Genomic DNA, 14,846 nt, shown 5'->3' with positions numbered 1-14,846 from the left:
GGCTTACTGCCCTCCCATCGCTTCGCGCGCCGCAGCGCGCTTGAGGTCCGCAAGCGTCGATTCGGCCAGGAGCTGGTCCTCGATCATCTTGAGCTGTTCGCGGCGGCGCGCCGGTGCGAGGCGCGGCGCCGCGTCGCTGCGTACGTCGTCACCGCGAATATCGGCCTGCGCGAGCTGCACCGGCTTCGCGGCCGGGGCCTTGACCGCTTCAGGCTTCGTTTCGACCTTTGCCGGTGTGCCAACTGCCGGCGTGCCAACGGGGCTGACCATCGCCATCAGCACCGGTGCGACCTCGTTGGCGCCGCGCGCGCGCGGCAGACGGTCGAGCGAGGCAAGCTGGCGCTCGTTCGACAGATACTGGTCGGCGGAGGGCGCCGAATAGCCGAAGGTGTCGGCATTCCACTGTTCGAGCTGGCGCATCGAGGCGCGCACCGCGAGTTCGGATTCAAGGTAACGGATATTGTCGCGCGTCCGCTCGATCTGGCGGTTGATCTTCGCCAGCTCGCTGCGCGTCGCCGCGACCTTCAGCGACACGGGATACAGCATCATCGCGATGATGAGGACGAGGAGCACGAGACCGATACCCTGGAGCTTGCGAGCCGCCATCAGCATGAGATTGCCTCCTTGTCCGTCGATTCACCCATGGAACGAGCGGGCCACGCCGGAGCCGCACTCCGCACCGCGCTACGCAATGTTGCCGAACGTGCGCGCGGGTTGCGCGCTTCCTCGGCCTTGCCCGGCCGCACCTTGCGCGCCGGGGTCTCGAAAGTTGCGGCCCGCGCCGCAGTGGTCGGCGCGGGCCGGTGGCGCGAACCGGCGGCATCGCCTCCGCTCCGTTCGCGCAGGAAGTTCTTCACGATGCGGTCCTCGGTGCTGTGAAAGCTGACGACGGCCAGCCGGCCGCCGGGCCGCAGCACGCGCTCGGCGGCGGCCAACCCCGCCGTCAGTTCGTCGAGTTCGCCGTTGATATGGATGCGGATCGCCTGAAAGCTTTTCGTCGACGGGTCTTTCGGCGCGCCCGGCGGGTGGCGCAGTGCCTTGCGGATCACGGTCGCGAGTTCGCCGGTGCGGCTCAGCGGCCGCGCCGCGACGATTGCGCGCGCAACGCGGCGCGACTGGCGCTCGTCGCCATAATGGTAAAGCACGTCAGCGATCTCGGCTTCGTCGGCGCGGTTGAGCCAGTCGGCGGCGCTTTCGCCCTCCTGCGCCATGCGCATGTCGAGCGGACCGTCCTTCTGGAACGAAAAGCCGCGCTCGCCCTGGTCGAGCTGCATCGACGACACGCCGATGTCGAAGGTGATGCCGTCGACCGTATCGATACCGCGCTCGGCAAGCAGCCGATCGATCTCGCCGAAGCGGCCGTGGACCAGCGTCAGCCGGCCGCCCGCTTCTTCGACGAGCGCCTGCCCTTCGGCAATCGCATCGGGGTCGCGGTCGCAGGCGACAACGTCGGCCCCCGCCGCAAGCATCGCGCGCGTGTAGCCACCGGCGCCGAAGGTCGCATCGACATGGCGCTCACCCGGGGCGATGGCGAGCGCGGCGATGACTTCTTCGCGGAGGACCGGATCGTGGCGCGGATCACGCGGGAGTTCGGAAGGAAGCCCGGTCATTTCCGCCCCTTCCCTTTCGCCGCATCCCATGCGGCGGCGAGGCGCTGGAGCACCGGATCGGCGTCGGCACATTCGGCCAGCGTCGGCAGCCACCAGATTTCGAGCCGGCGGCCCGAGCCCACAAAAGCCGTCGCGCCGGCATCGCCGACGCGGTCGCGGTGGATGAAGCTAGGGAGGAAGCGGCCGCTGTCGTCGAGCGTATAGGGCTCGGTATAGCTGAAGCGCTTCTTGAACTCGGCATCCTCGTCGAAATCGAGGTTGCGCAGGCGGGCGGTTTCGCGGTCGCGTTCGATCTCGCCGTTCAGGCGGTCGTACTGATCCTGGCCATAAGCGACGAGGCAGGGCAGCTTTTCGTGAAAACCGACCCAGAGCACGCGCTGGCCGTCCGCGGTGAGGGGCACATTGTTGCGGAACTGAGAGGGGACGGCGATGCGTCCCTTGCCATCGATCGCGGCGAAGTTGGTGCCCGCATATTGACCGGGCGTCACAACCGCCATCGCCATGCCCCCTGTCCTGCGCGCCACCGGGCAAAACTTCCCCGGCCCCGGAATCGCGAAATTCCGAAAAATAGGACTCAGGTGGAGATTGCCCCTCTCCGATCCCTGCCTATCAACTATAGATCGGGGTGGAAAGGGGTAATTTAGGGCAAAATAGGGAATCTACCCCCTATTCATCGCAAAATCGGGGTCGGATCGTCGAAATGGGGGCCCGGTGGTCGAGCAACGGGCAGGTCGGTTCGGGGCCAGTCGGGGAAAAGCCACCCTGAATGCCGGATCAATCGTCATTCGAGCGAATCCACAGGGGACGCAGCGCCACGGCCTGACCGGCCGTTCCGTCCCACAGGCGGGCGGCCAGCCAGTCCATCGTGTCCGCACGGCGAAGGTGCGGCGCACCCGCGACCAACGGCTGCCACAGCGGAGCGAACAGCAGGTCGGCGTCGCCGACGAGCCACGCCTCGCCGGCGCCGATCCGGCACAAGGCGACACGGCGGCCGCCATAGGCCCGGCAACCCGGTGGCAATCTGTCGAAGCGCCCGGCACTGAAGAGGCGGAGCCGGGCACCATCGACGTCGACCGCCACGGCCTGCTTTTCGCCGACCGGCGAAGCACCGAGCGTCACGCCCCAATGATCGAGCAGCGGCGTGAGCAGACTGGTCACCGGCGGGTTGCGCGGGTCGCCCAGCGGATACTCCATAGGCCATCCCGACAGCGCATCCCCCAACACCACCGCCCGGCCGCCTCCGCGGACAAAGGCATCGATCGCGACGAGTTCCTGCGGCGCCAGCGCGCGCGGATGCGCGACAAGCAGCGTACTGCCGCGCGGAGGAACATTATCGACGAGACTATCGACGAGCTTGACCGGACCGGAAGCCTCGAGCCGTGCCAGCGCGGGATCGTCGCGCGCTCCCTCCGCAATCATCGCGGCGATGTCGCCGCCGCCGGTCCAGCGCAGCGGCAGTCCGGTAAGCATTGTCGCAGGAGGAGCTGCCGGGGCGGCGGCGAACGGGCGATATAGAAATGACAGCAGCGCATGTCCCGCTGCAAACCAGCCGAACATCAACGCCAGCGCCGCCAATAGCCCCAACGCCCTTCCCCTCGCGCGCCACTGCGCGAAGGCATCGGCCGCCCATGCTGCGGCGACACCCGCCAGCAGTGCCGATGCCAATTGCGCCCAACCCGCAGAACCGGCGAGCGACAGCGACAGCAGCCCCTGCGCCGCCAATAGAATCGCCAGCGCCGTCAGGATGGTGCGCCAGCGCACCCTCGCCGCCTCGCGACGTTGCCACCAGGCGAGCAAGAGCATGGGCGGTGCCAGCAAGGGAATAGCCAGCGCCGGGTCGATGCGGCCAAGCCAATATTGGCCGCCCGCGATCCACGCGAGCATGAGTGCCAGCAGCGCGATGGCCAGCGCGCGCAGCAACGGCCGGCGCGTGCGTGCCGTCATTGTTTCGATTGGCGCGCCCGGGCGAGTGCGGGATCGGGTTCGAGATCGGGAACCGTCGTCGCTGCCGGCGCCGAGGGTGCCGCCTGCGGCACCTTGACCGATGTCAGCGCATTTTCATCCTTCGAAACCGGCTGGACGCCCAGTTCCTCGAGCGGGGCGCTACCGCCGCTTTTCGTCTGCTCGCCCGGCATCTTCACGGTCGGGTCGCTCGACGCGCTCTGCGCCGCATTTTCACGCGCGCGATCGCCGATCAGCCCCGCCATACCGACGAGCAGCAACACCGTCAGCACCCCGGCAATGCCGATCTGCAACCGCCGCATCGAGTCGTTGACGGGCGCGACCGGAATGACCGAGACAGTGTCGACTTTTCCCTGATTCATGCTGCCGCCTTCCCGTCCGCCAAGCCTTTGCTCGCCAGCCATTCGGGGTTGTAGAGCGTGGACAGGTAACGAAACCCACTGTCGCAAAGGATGGTTGCAATGCGCTTGCCGGGGCCGAGTTGCCGAGCGAGCGCCATCGCCCCCGCAACATTGATCCCCGACGACAGGCCAAGGCACAGCCCTTCCTCGTCGAGCAACTGGCGCACGACCGCGAGCCCTTCGGCGTCGGAAATGCGGAACTGGGTGTCGATCGGCGCGCCTTCGAGATTGGCCGTGATGCGGTTCTGGCCGATTCCTTCGGCGACACTCGTTCCCTCGGGCTTCAATTCGCCGCACTGGTAATAATTATACAGCCCGGCGCCGTGCGGGTCGGTCAGCGCAATGGTGATCTTCTCATCCTTTGCTTTCAGCCCCAGCCCTGTTCCCGCGATCGTGCCGCCGGTCCCCGCCGCGCAGGTGAAGCCGTCGATGCGGCCGTCCATCTGCGCCCAGATTTCCTCGGCGGTGCCGAAAATATGCGATTTGCGGTTGGCGATATTGTCGAACTGGTTTGCCCAGATCGCATTGTCGGTTTCCTCGGCGATGCGGCGCGAGGTGTGGACGAAATGGCCGGGGTTGGCGAACGGTGCGGGCGGAACGAGGACGAGTTCGGCACCGAGCGCGCGGATCGTCGCCATTTTCTCGGCGCTCTGGTTGTCGGGCATGACGATGATCGTCTTGTAGCCGAGCGCATTGGCGACGAGCGCAAGGCCGATGCCGGTGTTGCCCGCCGTCCCCTCGACAATCGTGCCGCCGGGGCGCAGGCTGCCGTTCGCTTCCGCATCGCGCACGATATAGAGCGCCGCGCGATCCTTCACCGATCCGCCCGGATTGGCATATTCGCACTTGCCCCAGATTTCGCAGCCGGTCGCTTCGCTCGGCCCTTTGAGCAGCACGAGCGGGGTATTGCCGATCAGGTCCAGACTGTTTTGCGCAATGGTCATGCGCCTGATCTAGGGCGCCGCCAAGGCGGCTGCAAGACAGCTTCGTTTGCCCCGCTTCATCTTCGCCTTTGTCGACCAACGGAGCACGGACGCCGACGAACGCCCGGTCGTGAGCAATCGAAGGGGTTGTCATTGTAACAGTATATCATTACTGGACCGCCCGACAGCTCTTCCCAAGCAACAGGATTTTTCACCGATGCGTTTGCTTTCCACCGCCGGTTCCAGTCTCGCCGTCGCCCTTGCGATCCTTGCTTCGCCAGCCACCGCGCAAGAGCGGCGCGGCGCCAGCAACGACGACGTCCACACCGGCGAACCGATCGTGGTCACCGCTCCCTATGTGCGCAGCCTCGACATTCTCGGCAATGTTTCGGTGCTCGAAGGCGACGAACTGGCGCGCGACATCCGCGGGCAGATCGGCGACACGCTCACCCGGCAACCGGGCGTGTCGGCGACCAGCTTTTCCCCCGGCGCCTCGCGCCCCGTGCTGCGCGGCTTTTCGGGCGAGCGCGTCCGCGTACTGACCGACGGCATCGGCTCGATCGACGCCTCGAACACCTCCGCCGACCATGCGGTCACCATCGATCCGCTGACCGTCGAACGCATCGAAATCCTCCGCGGCCCCGCGGTGTTGCTGTTCGGCAGCCAGGCAATCGGCGGCGCGGTGAATATGTTCGACCGCCGGATCCCCCGGAAAGTTCCTGCCGACCATGTCCATGTCGATGCGATCGGCGGCTATGCCACCGCGGCGAACGACCGTAACATCGGCAGTTCGATCGATGTCGCGCTGAGTTCGCAGATCGTGGCGCATCTCGACGGAAGCTGGCGTAAGACGGGCGACGCCCGCACTGGCGGCTTCGTCTATGCTCCGGATATCCGTGGCGACCTGCTCCATCTTGCCGAACATGAAGTCGAGGAAGGCCATCTCGACGAAGCAGCCGAACTGACCGCGCAGGCGGGCAAGCGTGGCAAGATCGACAATACGCAAAGCGAGACCTGGACCGCCGGCGGCGGCATTTCGCTGATCAACGACGGCGGCCAGCTCGGCATTTCGATCGGCTATTTCGACACCAATTACGGCGTACCCGACCGCCCGAACACCGAGCATGACCATGGCGGCGAAGAGGAAGAGGGCGGCCACGAGCATGGCGAGGGGCCCGTCACGATCGGCATGAAGCAATGGCGCGCCGACCTGCGCGGCGAGGTCGAGCTGGGCGATGGCTTCTTCGACAAGCTGCGCGTCCGCGCCGGCTTTGCCGATTATAAGCACACGGAATTCGAGGGCGAAGAAGTCGGCACCATCTTTACCAACAAGGGTGTCGAAGGCCGGGTCGAACTGGCGCAGAGCGACCGCGGCGGCTGGCGCGGGGCGAGCGGCGTGCAGTATAGCCACCGCGATTTCGACGCGGTGGGCGAAGAGGCGTTCGTGCCGCGCAACCTGACCGACCAGTTCGCGCTGTTCACGCTGCAGGAATATACGGCGGGTCCGCTCGGGCTCGAAGCGGCGGCGCGGTACGAAAAGACCAGCGTGCGGGCGCAGACGGTCGGCTTCGACCGCAATTTCGACAGCTTCTCGGGCGCGCTCGGCGCAACCTACGATGTGTTCGACGGCGCGAAGATCGGGATTTCGGTGTCGCGTGCCGTGCGCGCGCCGTCGGCCGAGGAACTGCTGTCGAACGGTCCGCACATCGCGACGCAGAGCTATGAGGTCGGCAATCCGAACCTCAAGCGCGAAGCGAACTGGGGCGCCGAAGCCTCGTTCAAGATCAAGACCGACGCGTTCAATCTCAGCCTGACGGGCTATTCGAACTGGTTCGATAATTTCATCTATTCGGCCGCGACGGGCGCCGAAGAGGACGAACTGCCCGTGTTCCAGTATTTCCAGCGCGATGCCCGCGTCTATGGTTTCGAGGCCGAGGCGAGCGCGCGACTGGCACAGATCGGCGGCTTCAACATCGTCGGCGACGTGACTGCCGACATGACCCGCGCGAAGATCAAGAATGCCGGCCTCGACCGCAACGTGCCGCGCATTCCACCGCTGCGCATCCTCGGCGGGATCGAAGCGCAGAGCGAACGGGTCGATGCGCGGGTCGAGGTCGAATGGACCGACGACCAGACGCGCACCGCGCAGTTCGAAACGCCGACCGACGGCTTCACGCTCGTCAACGCGTCGCTGAGCTGGCGCCCGCTTCCCGACACGAAGAACCTGACATTGAGCCTGTCGGCGAACAATATCTTCGACGTCGAAGCGCGCCGCCACGCGAGCTTCACCAAGGATTATGTGCCGCTGTCCGGCCGCGATTTCCGCCTCACCGCGCGGGCGAGCTTCTGACCCCTCCCCGACCCTGAGTTCGTCCGAAGGGCCGGGTCCGGTTTTCTACCGGATCCGGCCCGATCGCGTTCAGGACAGCATCGCCATCCCGCCGTTCACATGCAGCGTCTGGCCGGTCACATAGGCGGCCTCCTTCGACGCGAGATAGACAACCGCGGCGGCGATATCGCTTCCCTCGCCCATCCGCCCGGCCGGGATGCGCTGGTTGAGCGCTTCCTTCTGCGCGTCGGGCAGGTCGTCGGTCATCGCGGTAGCGATGAAGCCCGGTGCAACGCAGTTCACCGTGACGCCGCGGCTCGCCAGTTCCTGCGCCAGCGCCTTGGTCATGCCGGTGACGCCGGCCTTCGAAGCCGCATAATTGGCCTGCCCCGGGTTGCCGGTCGCGCCAACGACGCTGGTGATCGAGATGATGCGGCCGAAGCGCGCCTTCATCATCGGCTTGGCCGCCGCGCGCGCGAGGCGGAAATTGGCCTCGAGGTTGATGCGGATGACGTCCGACCATTCGTCGTCCTTCATCCGCAGGATCAGATTGTCGCGCGTGACGCCGGCGTTGTTGACGAGGATGTCGAGCTGCCCCAACGCCTCGACTGCGGAGGGCACGAGCGCATCGACCGCCGCCGCATCGCCGAGGTTGCACGGCAGAGCGACATGATCGCCGCCAAGGCTGTCGCGGAAGGCGCCCAGCTTCTCGGCATTGGAGCCCGAGACGGCGAGCCGCGCGCCCTGCGCCGCCAGCGCCTGCGCGATGGCCGAACCAATGCCCCCCGAGGCGCCAGTGACAAGGGCGGTCATGCCGGTGAGATCGAACATATTAGTCTCCTGAATCTCTTGAATTAGAGCGACTTGAGCAGTGCCTCAACGTCGTCCATCGAAATCACGCTGACCGTCTCGACCTCGCCGGCAGCACTGCGCTTCACCATCGGCGACAGCACCTTGCCGCCGAATTCGACGAATTGCGCGACGCCGATATCCTCCATCGCACCAACGCTCTCGCGCCAGCGGACGCGGCCGGTGACCTGTTGGACGAGGAGATCGCGGATCGTGTCGGCGTCGCTCACCGGACTGGCAGTCACATTCGCGACCACCGGCACCAGCGGCGCGGCGGGCGGGTTCGTACCCAGCGCCTCGGCCATCGCATCGGCCGCCGCCTGCATCAGCGGACAGTGGAAGGGCGCCGACACGGGCAGCAGCACGCCGCGCTTGATCCCGAAATCCTTGACCAGCGCCACCGCGCGCTCGACCGCGCCCTTGTGGCCCGAGATCACGACCTGCGACGGGTCATTGTCGTTCGCGACCGTGCAGACCTCACCCTCGGCTGCCGCATCGGCGAGCTTCTGCGCCGTCTCGATATCGGCGCCGAGCAAAGCCGCCATCGCGCCGACGCCGACCGGCACCGCCGCCTGCATCGCCTGCCCGCGCGTCTTGAGCAACCGCGCGGTGATCGCGAGGTCGAACGCACCCGCAGCGCAGAGCGCGCTATATTCGCCGAGGCTGTGGCCCGCGACATAATCGGCCTTGGCAGCGAGCGTGACGCCGCCCTCCTTTTCGAGCACGCGCAAGGTCGCGATCGCGTTCGCCATGATCGCGGGCTGGGCATTTTCAGTGAGGGTGAGCTGGTCCTCGGGACCTTCGCTCATCAGCTGGAACAGTTTCTGGCCGAGCGCGTCATCGACTTCCTGAAAGACCTCGCGCGCGACCGGCGATGCGTCGGCAAGCGCCTTCCCCATGCCGACCGCCTGGCTGCCCTGACCCGAAAAGATGAATGCGCGCATGAAATTTCCTACTCGTCATCCCAGCGAAAGCTGGGATCGGTTGCGTTGTCACTCCAGCGATCCCAGCTTTCGCTGGGATGACGGAATTGGATCGGCAGCGCCTATTCCTTCACCCGGCGCGATGCAAGCCGAAGGGCACGACCTTGTTCGCCGCATCGTGGCCGATGTCGGCGCGACCGAGCCAGGAGATGCCCGTACGGTGACACCAGCCCTGCGCGATTTCCTCGGCTTCCATGCCAAAGGGCCGGTCGTTTTCCGGAACATCGCTCACCCGCCCCAGCCGGATACCGGCCAGTCCGCGCGGCGCCAGATAAGTGGCGACATGAAAGAAGACGCGATCGAAGGCGTAGAGATATTCGCTGACCTCCTCGACCAGCAGCACATGCCCTGAAAGATCGGGTTCGAGCGGGGTACCGAGCAGCATCGACAGCGTCATCAGGTTGAACGCCGCGTGCCGCGCGCCATGCGCCAGTCCCGCCTCGCACGCCGCCGGATCGCGCGCGACGAGCCAGTCGAGCGCGCGCATCACCGCGCCGTCGCCGCCTTCGCGCCGGACATCGGCGACCATCGGCCCGTGCGCGACATGGTCGAACCCGTCGCGGTACAGCGCGCCGAGCAGATTGCCCTGATCCGAATAGCCGAGAAACGCCTTCCGCCTTGCCACATCGGTCATCGCCGCCACCGCATCCTCGGCGATCCGGCACGCACCATAACCTCCCCGCGCGAACCAGATCGCATCGATATCGGGACGGTTCGCCATCTCGACGAGCGCCGCAAAACGATGCCCGTCTTCGCCCGCAAAATGGCCGTGCACGGCAAAGCATTGCGGATCGAATTCCAGCTCGACATCGGGATAGCCAAGCGCCGCGATCGCCCGGACCGCTTCCGCATCGTCCGGTAAAATAGGTGTCGAAGGGGCGACGATCCCGATACGCAAATCCTGTCCCCTGCCCTGCCTTGCCAAAACCGAGCCAAGCCCATATCGCGCCGCGATGGCCGAAAACAAATCCTATTTCTTCTGCGGCATCGGCGGGTCGGGCATGCTGCCGCTCGCGATGATCGTCGCGGCGCGCGGCAGCGCCGTCGCAGGGTCGGACCGCAGCCGCGATCAGGGCCGCTCCCCCGACAAGTTCGGCTGGATCGAAAGCCACGGCATCGCGCTGTTCACGCAGGACGGCAGCGGACCGCAGGCAGGCCAGACGCTCGTCGCTTCGGCGGCGGTCGAGGACAGCGTCCCCGATGTCGCAGCCGCCAATGCGCTGGGCCTGCCGCGGATGACGCGCGCCGACCTCAACGCCGCGCTGTTCAACGCGGCCGAACAGGCGATCGGCGTCGGCGGCACCAGCGGCAAATCGACCGTTACCGGCATGATCGGGTGGATCCTCGACCGCGCGAACCGCAAGCCCACCGTGATGAACGGCGCGGTGATGCGCAATTTCGCGAACGACACCATGCCCTTTGCCAGCGCGCTGGTCGGCGATGCCGCGACCTATGTCAGCGAAGTCGACGAAAGCGACGGCTCGATCGCGCTTTATCGTCCCGATGTCGCGGTGGTCACCAACATCAGCCTCGATCACAAGAGCCTCGCCGAATTGCACCGGCTGTTCGGCGATTTCGCCGTCAAGGCGCGGATCGCGGTGATCAATGCCGATGACCCCGAATCCGCCCCCTTGCTCGCGGGCGGCAACGTCATGCGTTTCGGCTTTTCGGACGCGGCCGCGATCCGGGGCAGCGATTTCGAGGCGCTGCCCGACGGCTGCCGCTTTGCCGTCAGCTTCGCCGGTGATCGCCACGAGGTTCGCCTGCGCATGCCCGGCCGCCACAATGCCGCCAACGCCCTCGCTGCCATCGCGGCGGCGCGCGCGGTCAATATCCCGGTCGGCCAATCGGTCGCTGCGCTCGCCGATTTCGCCGGCCTCGCGCGGCGATACGAGGTGCTGGGACAGGCGAATTGCGTCACGGTGATCGACGATTTCGCGCACAATCCCGACAAGGTCGCTGCGACGCTGGCGGCCGTCGCCGAACTGCCCGGCCGCGCGCTGCTCTTCTTTCAGCCGCACGGTTACGGCCCGCTCCGCCAGATGGGCAAGGAACTCGCCGCCAGCTTCGCCGCGGGAATGCGCCCCGACGATCGGCTTTTCGTCTGCGATCCGGTCTATTTCGGCGGCACCGTCGACCGCAGCATCGGCAGCGAGGCGCTGGTGGCCGACATCGTCGCGGGCGGCGGCGATGCGGCGCATCTGACCACCCGCGCGGCGTGCGGCGCAGCGATGCTCGACGAAGCAAAGGCGGGCGACCGCATTCTCATCCTTGGCGCACGCGACGACACGCTGACCGAATTCGGACGGGAATTGCTGGAAAAGCTGGTCGCGCGCGCTTGATTTCTCGCCGCGAATCTGTATAGGCGCCCTCATTCGGGGCGAGGCCTTGTGCCATTCGCCCCGTTTGCTTTGCACCAATTCGTGAAGCTAGACGACAGCCGGAGGGGTTTCGCGATCGGCGCGAAATCAGCGATCGGCCAAATCGAAGGAAGCGCACCATGCCGTTTTACGAGCATGTCTTTATCGCGCGTCAGGACCTGAGCCAGGCTCAGGTCGATGCGCTGGCGGAAACCGTCACCAACGTCATCGGCGAATATAAGGGCCAGGTTCACAAGACCGAAACCTGGGGCCTGAAGCAGCTCGCCTACAAGATCGCGAAGAACCGCAAGGGCCATTATGTGATGCTCTCGGCCGAAGTGTCGGGCGAAGCCATCGCGGAAATTGAGCGCCAGGCCGCGATCAACGAAGATATCATCCGCTGGCTGACCATCAAGGTCGACGAACTCGAAAAGGGTCCGTCGGTGATGATGCGCAAGCAGGAACGCCGCGGCGGCCGTGGCCGTGACCGCGACGGCGAAGAATAAGGAACAGCATCATGGCACGACCCTTTTTCCGCCGCCGCAAGACCTGCCCCTTCAGCCAGAAGGACGCACCGGTCATCGATTACAAGGACGTCCGCCTGCTCCAGGGTTACCTGTCGGAGCGCGGCAAGATCGTCCCGTCGCGGATCACCGCGGTGTCCACCAAGAAGCAGCGTGAGCTGGCGAAAGCGATCAAGCGCGCCCGCCACATCGGCCTGCTTCCCTACATTGTGAAGTAAGGAGAGCAGCGTCATGGAAATCATCCTGCTCGAACGTATCGAGAAACTGGGCGGTATCGGCGACGTCGTCACCGTCAAGAACGGCTTTGCCCGTAACTTCCTGCTGCCGAACAACAAGGCGTTGCGCGCGAACGACGCGAACCGCAAGCTGTTCGAAGCCAATCGTTCGAAGATCGAGGCCGACAACGCCGAGCGTCGCACCGACGCCGAAGGCCGCGCCAAGGACATTGACGGCAAGCAGGTCGTCCTGATCCGTCAGGCATCGAACACCGGCCAGCTCTACGGCTCGGTTTCGGTTCGCGACATCGTCGATGCGCTGATCGAAGACGGCGTCACTGGCGTCACCAAGGCGATGGTCGAACTCGAACGTCCGATCAAGGCGCTCGGCCTCGTCGACGTCAAGGTGAAGCTGCACCCGGAAGTCGCAGTGACCGTCGGCGTCAACGTCGCACGCTCGCCCGACGAAGCCGAAATGCAGAAGCAGGGCATCGACGTCATCGCCGCGATGTTCGAGGAAGAACAGGCCGAAGCCGTTGCTTCGGCGCTGGAACCCGACAGCGAAGACGAATTCGAAGAGGCCACGCCGCCTTCGGAAGTCGCCGCCGAGGAAGCTCCCGCTGCGGACGAGGACGAAGAGGCCTAAGCCCATTCTCCCCGCAACAGACAGGAAAGGCTCCGGAACCCTGTTCCGGAGCCTTTTTCTTTGCGACAGATGCCTGGCCGATGGCGGGATTGGGGTGGTGAGCGGACGTTCCTTAACCGTCGCCCCCGCGCAGGCGGGGGCCGCTGGAGGCCTGTTCCTGCACCGCTGCGTAAACCGACAGCAGCCCCCGCCTGCGCGGGGGCGACGGTTATTTTGCTCCACACCCTAGTCTCGCGCGTCGAACGCCATCCGCGCCCTTGCCACCCGTTCCAGATTCGCCTCCGCCCAGACCCAGACGCCGCAAAAGGCTTCGCCGAGGCTGTGGCCGAGGTCGGTCAGGCAATATTCTACTTTTGGCGGGACGACGGGATAGACGGTCCGCACGAGCAGGCCGTCGCGTTCCATCTGGCGCAACGTCTGCGTCAGCATCTTCTGGCTGATGCCGGGAACGCGCCGCGACAATTCGGTGAAGCGGCAGGTTCCGTGATCCTCCAATTCCTCGAGGACGAGGAGGGTCCATTTGTCGGCGACCCGGCCGATCAGTTCATTGACGAGCGTTTCGACGCGCGGATCGACCGGCGCATTGGGGTCGTAGGCGATTTTTTTCGGCGCTGACATGGCTGAAAACCCATTTCTCTCTTACTGGTAACTATAGCACTTTCAGGTGCCTTCTTTCTTTTGGAGAGTATAGCGTTATCTCCGGTGCATCACCATCCCGAAAGGAAAAAGCGATGAAGACCACGGGCAACACCATCCTCGTCACCGGCGGCGGTTCGGGCATCGGACTGGCGCTGGCGCAGCGCTGGCACGATGCCGGCAACAGCGTCATCGTCACCGGGCGCAATGTCGCGAAGCTGGAAGCCGCGATCGCCGGACGCCCCGGCATGCACGCGATAGCGCTCGACATGACCGATCCGGCGGCGATTGCCGCTTTCGGCGCCGAAATCGCCGCGAAATTCCCGGCGCTCAACGTGGTCGTGAACAACGCGGGGGTCATGATGTACGAAGCCGCGACCGCGAAACGCGACCTCGCCGATGCCGAAACGACGGTGGTCACCAACATCCTCGGGCCGATCCGGCTGATCGACGCGCTCGTCGACCATCTGGCAGCGCAGGACGATGCGGCGATCGTCAACGTCACCTCGGGCCTTGCTTTTGTGCCGCTGCCCAAGGCGCCGACCTATTCGGCGACCAAGGCGGCGATGCACAGCTATTCGGTCGCGCTGCGCGCCCAGCTCGAAGGCAAGGTCGAAGTGATCGAGCTGGCACCACCCGCGGTGCGCACCGACCTGACCCCCGGGCAGGCGACACGCGAGGCCTATATGCCGCTCGATGCCTTCGCCGACGAGGTGATGGCGCTGTTCGCACAGCAGCCGGCGCCGGCCGAAATCCTCGTCCAGAATGTCCTGCCGCTGCGCAATGCCGAAGCGAACGGCAATGTGCCGCAAGTGCTCGCCATGCTGAAAACGCTATAGGCCGCGCGGCCGCTGGACTCGGCAACGTTGCATCCCTCCTGCCCACCAAATCCGACATAATATTACATCGGCCCTTGCCCATGCGCGCCCGTCGGCGCATGATCGGATTCGGACGATCTATCGGGTGCCCGCAGAGGCGCCTCGTCCGATATTTGGTGGGAGAGGAGACTTGCCGGCATGAATGCCATGACCCAGTGCGATGCGGCGGCGCGCGAACGGCACCGGACGCTCGATTTTATCGGCTTGCGCGCGCATGCGACGACCGTCGGGCTGATCCAGCTCTGCGAGGAGTTGCTGAACGCCGGCATCTTGACCCCCGACGGGCTCGAACGGATCAAGGGGGCGATCCGTTCGGAACTGACCGTCTGCAATGCCCGGGTCGGCAACCGGGCGACGTTCGACGACACGTTGCGGCGGCGGCTCGACGCGATCTTTCCGCAGGTCGACGGTGCGCCGCCCAAGGAGCCCGTCGGGCCCCTCGACCAGTTCGAGGATTCGCTCGTCGGCTATAACGGCGCCTGACCGGGGCGCCTGACCGGCGCATCATGGCGGGCCGCAGCGGCGCCTGA

The 14,846-nt window shown here is 65.7% G+C and carries 17 protein-coding genes; 7 read left to right on the top strand and 10 right to left on the bottom strand.

Features of this window, described 5'->3' with window-relative positions; translation table 11 throughout:
• Positions 1-3: 3 nt before the first annotated feature.
• The 6 genes from V6U71_RS05485 to V6U71_RS05460 form a co-directional block, all read right to left on the bottom strand.
• Positions 4-612: a hypothetical protein gene (locus V6U71_RS05485; protein WP_411341296.1), complete on the bottom strand. Its 609-nt coding sequence runs from the start codon at positions 610-612 to the stop codon at positions 4-6.
• Positions 606-1,610: a 16S rRNA (cytosine(1402)-N(4))-methyltransferase RsmH gene (rsmH, locus tag V6U71_RS05480; RefSeq protein WP_411341295.1), complete on the bottom strand. Its 1,005-nt coding sequence runs from the start codon at positions 1,608-1,610 to the stop codon at positions 606-608. Before rsmH ends, V6U71_RS05485 begins: the two co-directional genes overlap by 7 nt.
• Complete coding sequence (locus V6U71_RS05475) at positions 1,607-2,113, bottom strand: division/cell wall cluster transcriptional repressor MraZ (protein WP_234715552.1); 507 nt, start codon at positions 2,111-2,113, stop codon at positions 1,607-1,609. The genes rsmH and V6U71_RS05475 overlap by 4 nt, the downstream gene beginning before the upstream one ends.
• Positions 2,114-2,384: 271 nt before the next feature.
• Positions 2,385-3,554, bottom strand: a complete 1,170-nt coding sequence (locus V6U71_RS05470; protein ID WP_411341294.1) for a Gldg family protein — start codon at positions 3,552-3,554, stop codon at positions 2,385-2,387.
• A complete protein-coding gene (locus tag V6U71_RS05465; RefSeq protein ID WP_411341293.1) occupies positions 3,551-3,934 on the bottom strand; it encodes a hypothetical protein in 384 nt (127 codons plus the stop codon). Before V6U71_RS05465 ends, V6U71_RS05470 begins: the two co-directional genes overlap by 4 nt.
• A complete protein-coding gene (locus V6U71_RS05460; RefSeq protein WP_411341292.1) occupies positions 3,931-4,917 on the bottom strand; it encodes a cysteine synthase A in 987 nt (328 codons plus the stop codon). Before V6U71_RS05460 ends, V6U71_RS05465 begins: the two co-directional genes overlap by 4 nt.
• A 196-nt stretch (positions 4,918-5,113) precedes the next feature.
• Between V6U71_RS05460 and V6U71_RS05455 the strand changes: the two genes are divergently transcribed.
• Positions 5,114-7,246, top strand: a complete 2,133-nt coding sequence (locus V6U71_RS05455) for a TonB-dependent receptor (RefSeq protein ID WP_411341291.1) — start codon at positions 5,114-5,116, stop codon at positions 7,244-7,246.
• 69 nt (positions 7,247-7,315) lie between these two features.
• Here V6U71_RS05455 and fabG read toward each other — a convergent pair whose 3' ends face one another.
• From fabG to V6U71_RS05440, 3 genes are all read right to left on the bottom strand, one after another.
• On the bottom strand, positions 7,316-8,056 hold the full coding sequence (fabG, locus tag V6U71_RS05450; protein ID WP_411341290.1) for a 3-oxoacyl-[acyl-carrier-protein] reductase: 741 nt from the start codon (positions 8,054-8,056) through the stop codon (positions 7,316-7,318).
• A gap of 23 nt (positions 8,057-8,079) precedes the next feature.
• A complete protein-coding gene (gene fabD, locus V6U71_RS05445; protein ID WP_411341289.1) occupies positions 8,080-9,018 on the bottom strand; it encodes an ACP S-malonyltransferase in 939 nt (312 codons plus the stop codon).
• 109 nt (positions 9,019-9,127) lie between these two features.
• Entirely contained in the window at positions 9,128-9,955 is an 828-nt protein-coding gene (locus tag V6U71_RS05440) for an LD-carboxypeptidase (RefSeq protein ID WP_411341288.1), read from the bottom strand.
• Positions 9,956-10,010: 55 nt separating this feature from the next.
• Between V6U71_RS05440 and V6U71_RS05435 the strand changes: the two genes are divergently transcribed.
• From V6U71_RS05435 to rplI, 4 genes are all read left to right on the top strand, one after another.
• On the top strand, positions 10,011-11,399 hold the full coding sequence (locus V6U71_RS05435; RefSeq protein ID WP_411341287.1) for a Mur ligase family protein: 1,389 nt from the start codon (positions 10,011-10,013) through the stop codon (positions 11,397-11,399).
• A gap of 158 nt (positions 11,400-11,557) precedes the next feature.
• Positions 11,558-11,923: a 30S ribosomal protein S6 gene (gene rpsF / locus V6U71_RS05430; protein WP_054728917.1), complete on the top strand. Its 366-nt coding sequence runs from the start codon at positions 11,558-11,560 to the stop codon at positions 11,921-11,923.
• Between the two features lie 11 nt (positions 11,924-11,934).
• Positions 11,935-12,159, top strand: coding sequence for a 30S ribosomal protein S18 (rpsR, locus tag V6U71_RS05425; protein ID WP_054588470.1), 225 nt, complete (start codon positions 11,935-11,937; stop codon positions 12,157-12,159).
• Positions 12,160-12,172: 13 nt separating this feature from the next.
• Positions 12,173-12,802, top strand: coding sequence for a 50S ribosomal protein L9 (gene rplI / locus V6U71_RS05420; RefSeq protein WP_054728920.1), 630 nt, complete (start codon positions 12,173-12,175; stop codon positions 12,800-12,802).
• 225 nt (positions 12,803-13,027) lie between these two features.
• Here the strand turns inward: rplI and V6U71_RS05415 are convergent, their stop codons facing one another.
• Complete coding sequence (locus V6U71_RS05415) at positions 13,028-13,420, bottom strand: winged helix-turn-helix transcriptional regulator (protein WP_411341286.1); 393 nt, start codon at positions 13,418-13,420, stop codon at positions 13,028-13,030.
• A gap of 113 nt (positions 13,421-13,533) precedes the next feature.
• On the opposite strand from V6U71_RS05415, the gene V6U71_RS05410 reads away from it, so the two are divergent.
• Together V6U71_RS05410 and V6U71_RS05405 are read left to right on the top strand one after the other, a co-directional pair.
• A complete protein-coding gene (locus V6U71_RS05410; RefSeq protein WP_411341285.1) occupies positions 13,534-14,277 on the top strand; it encodes an SDR family oxidoreductase in 744 nt (247 codons plus the stop codon).
• Positions 14,278-14,454: 177 nt separating this feature from the next.
• Positions 14,455-14,799 carry a hypothetical protein gene (locus V6U71_RS05405; RefSeq protein WP_411341284.1) on the top strand — a complete coding sequence of 115 codons (345 nt, stop codon included), beginning with the start codon at positions 14,455-14,457 and terminating at the stop codon, positions 14,797-14,799.
• The last annotated feature ends 47 nt before the right edge of the window (positions 14,800-14,846 follow it).

This window comes from Sphingopyxis sp. J-6 (assembly GCF_046603995.1).
Classification (GTDB): Bacteria; Pseudomonadota; Alphaproteobacteria; order Sphingomonadales; family Sphingomonadaceae; genus Sphingopyxis.
The sequence above is the reverse complement of the archived record's forward strand: the minus strand, read 5'-3'. Positions and strand labels throughout refer to the sequence as shown.

Bases quoted from the DNA above. Each gene is read 5' to 3' on its own strand.
- V6U71_RS05455 (WP_411341291.1), top strand. From the start codon at position 5,114: ATGCGTTTGCTTTCCACCGCCGGTTCCAGTCTCGCCGTCGCCCTTGCG.
- rpsF (WP_054728917.1), top strand. From the start codon at position 11,558: ATGCCGTTTTACGAGCATGTCTTTATCGCGCGTCAGGACCTGAGCCAG.
- fabD (WP_411341289.1), bottom strand. From the start codon at position 9,018: ATGCGCGCATTCATCTTTTCGGGTCAGGGCAGCCAGGCGGTCGGCATG.
- V6U71_RS05465 (WP_411341293.1), bottom strand. From the start codon at position 3,934: ATGAATCAGGGAAAAGTCGACACTGTCTCGGTCATTCCGGTCGCGCCC.
- V6U71_RS05415 (WP_411341286.1), bottom strand. From the start codon at position 13,420: ATGTCAGCGCCGAAAAAAATCGCCTACGACCCCAATGCGCCGGTCGAT.
- V6U71_RS05410 (WP_411341285.1), top strand. From the start codon at position 13,534: ATGAAGACCACGGGCAACACCATCCTCGTCACCGGCGGCGGTTCGGGC.
- V6U71_RS05475 (WP_234715552.1), bottom strand. From the start codon at position 2,113: ATGGCGATGGCGGTTGTGACGCCCGGTCAATATGCGGGCACCAACTTC.
- rpsR (WP_054588470.1), top strand. From the start codon at position 11,935: ATGGCACGACCCTTTTTCCGCCGCCGCAAGACCTGCCCCTTCAGCCAG.
- fabG (WP_411341290.1), bottom strand. From the start codon at position 8,056: ATGTTCGATCTCACCGGCATGACCGCCCTTGTCACTGGCGCCTCGGGG.
- rplI (WP_054728920.1), top strand. From the start codon at position 12,173: ATGGAAATCATCCTGCTCGAACGTATCGAGAAACTGGGCGGTATCGGC.
- V6U71_RS05470 (WP_411341294.1), bottom strand. From the start codon at position 3,554: ATGACGGCACGCACGCGCCGGCCGTTGCTGCGCGCGCTGGCCATCGCG.
- V6U71_RS05435 (WP_411341287.1), top strand. From the start codon at position 10,011: ATGGCCGAAAACAAATCCTATTTCTTCTGCGGCATCGGCGGGTCGGGC.
- V6U71_RS05485 (WP_411341296.1), bottom strand. From the start codon at position 612: ATGCTGATGGCGGCTCGCAAGCTCCAGGGTATCGGTCTCGTGCTCCTC.
- V6U71_RS05460 (WP_411341292.1), bottom strand. From the start codon at position 4,917: ATGACCATTGCGCAAAACAGTCTGGACCTGATCGGCAATACCCCGCTC.
- V6U71_RS05405 (WP_411341284.1), top strand. From the start codon at position 14,455: ATGAATGCCATGACCCAGTGCGATGCGGCGGCGCGCGAACGGCACCGG.
- rsmH (WP_411341295.1), bottom strand. From the start codon at position 1,610: ATGACCGGGCTTCCTTCCGAACTCCCGCGTGATCCGCGCCACGATCCG.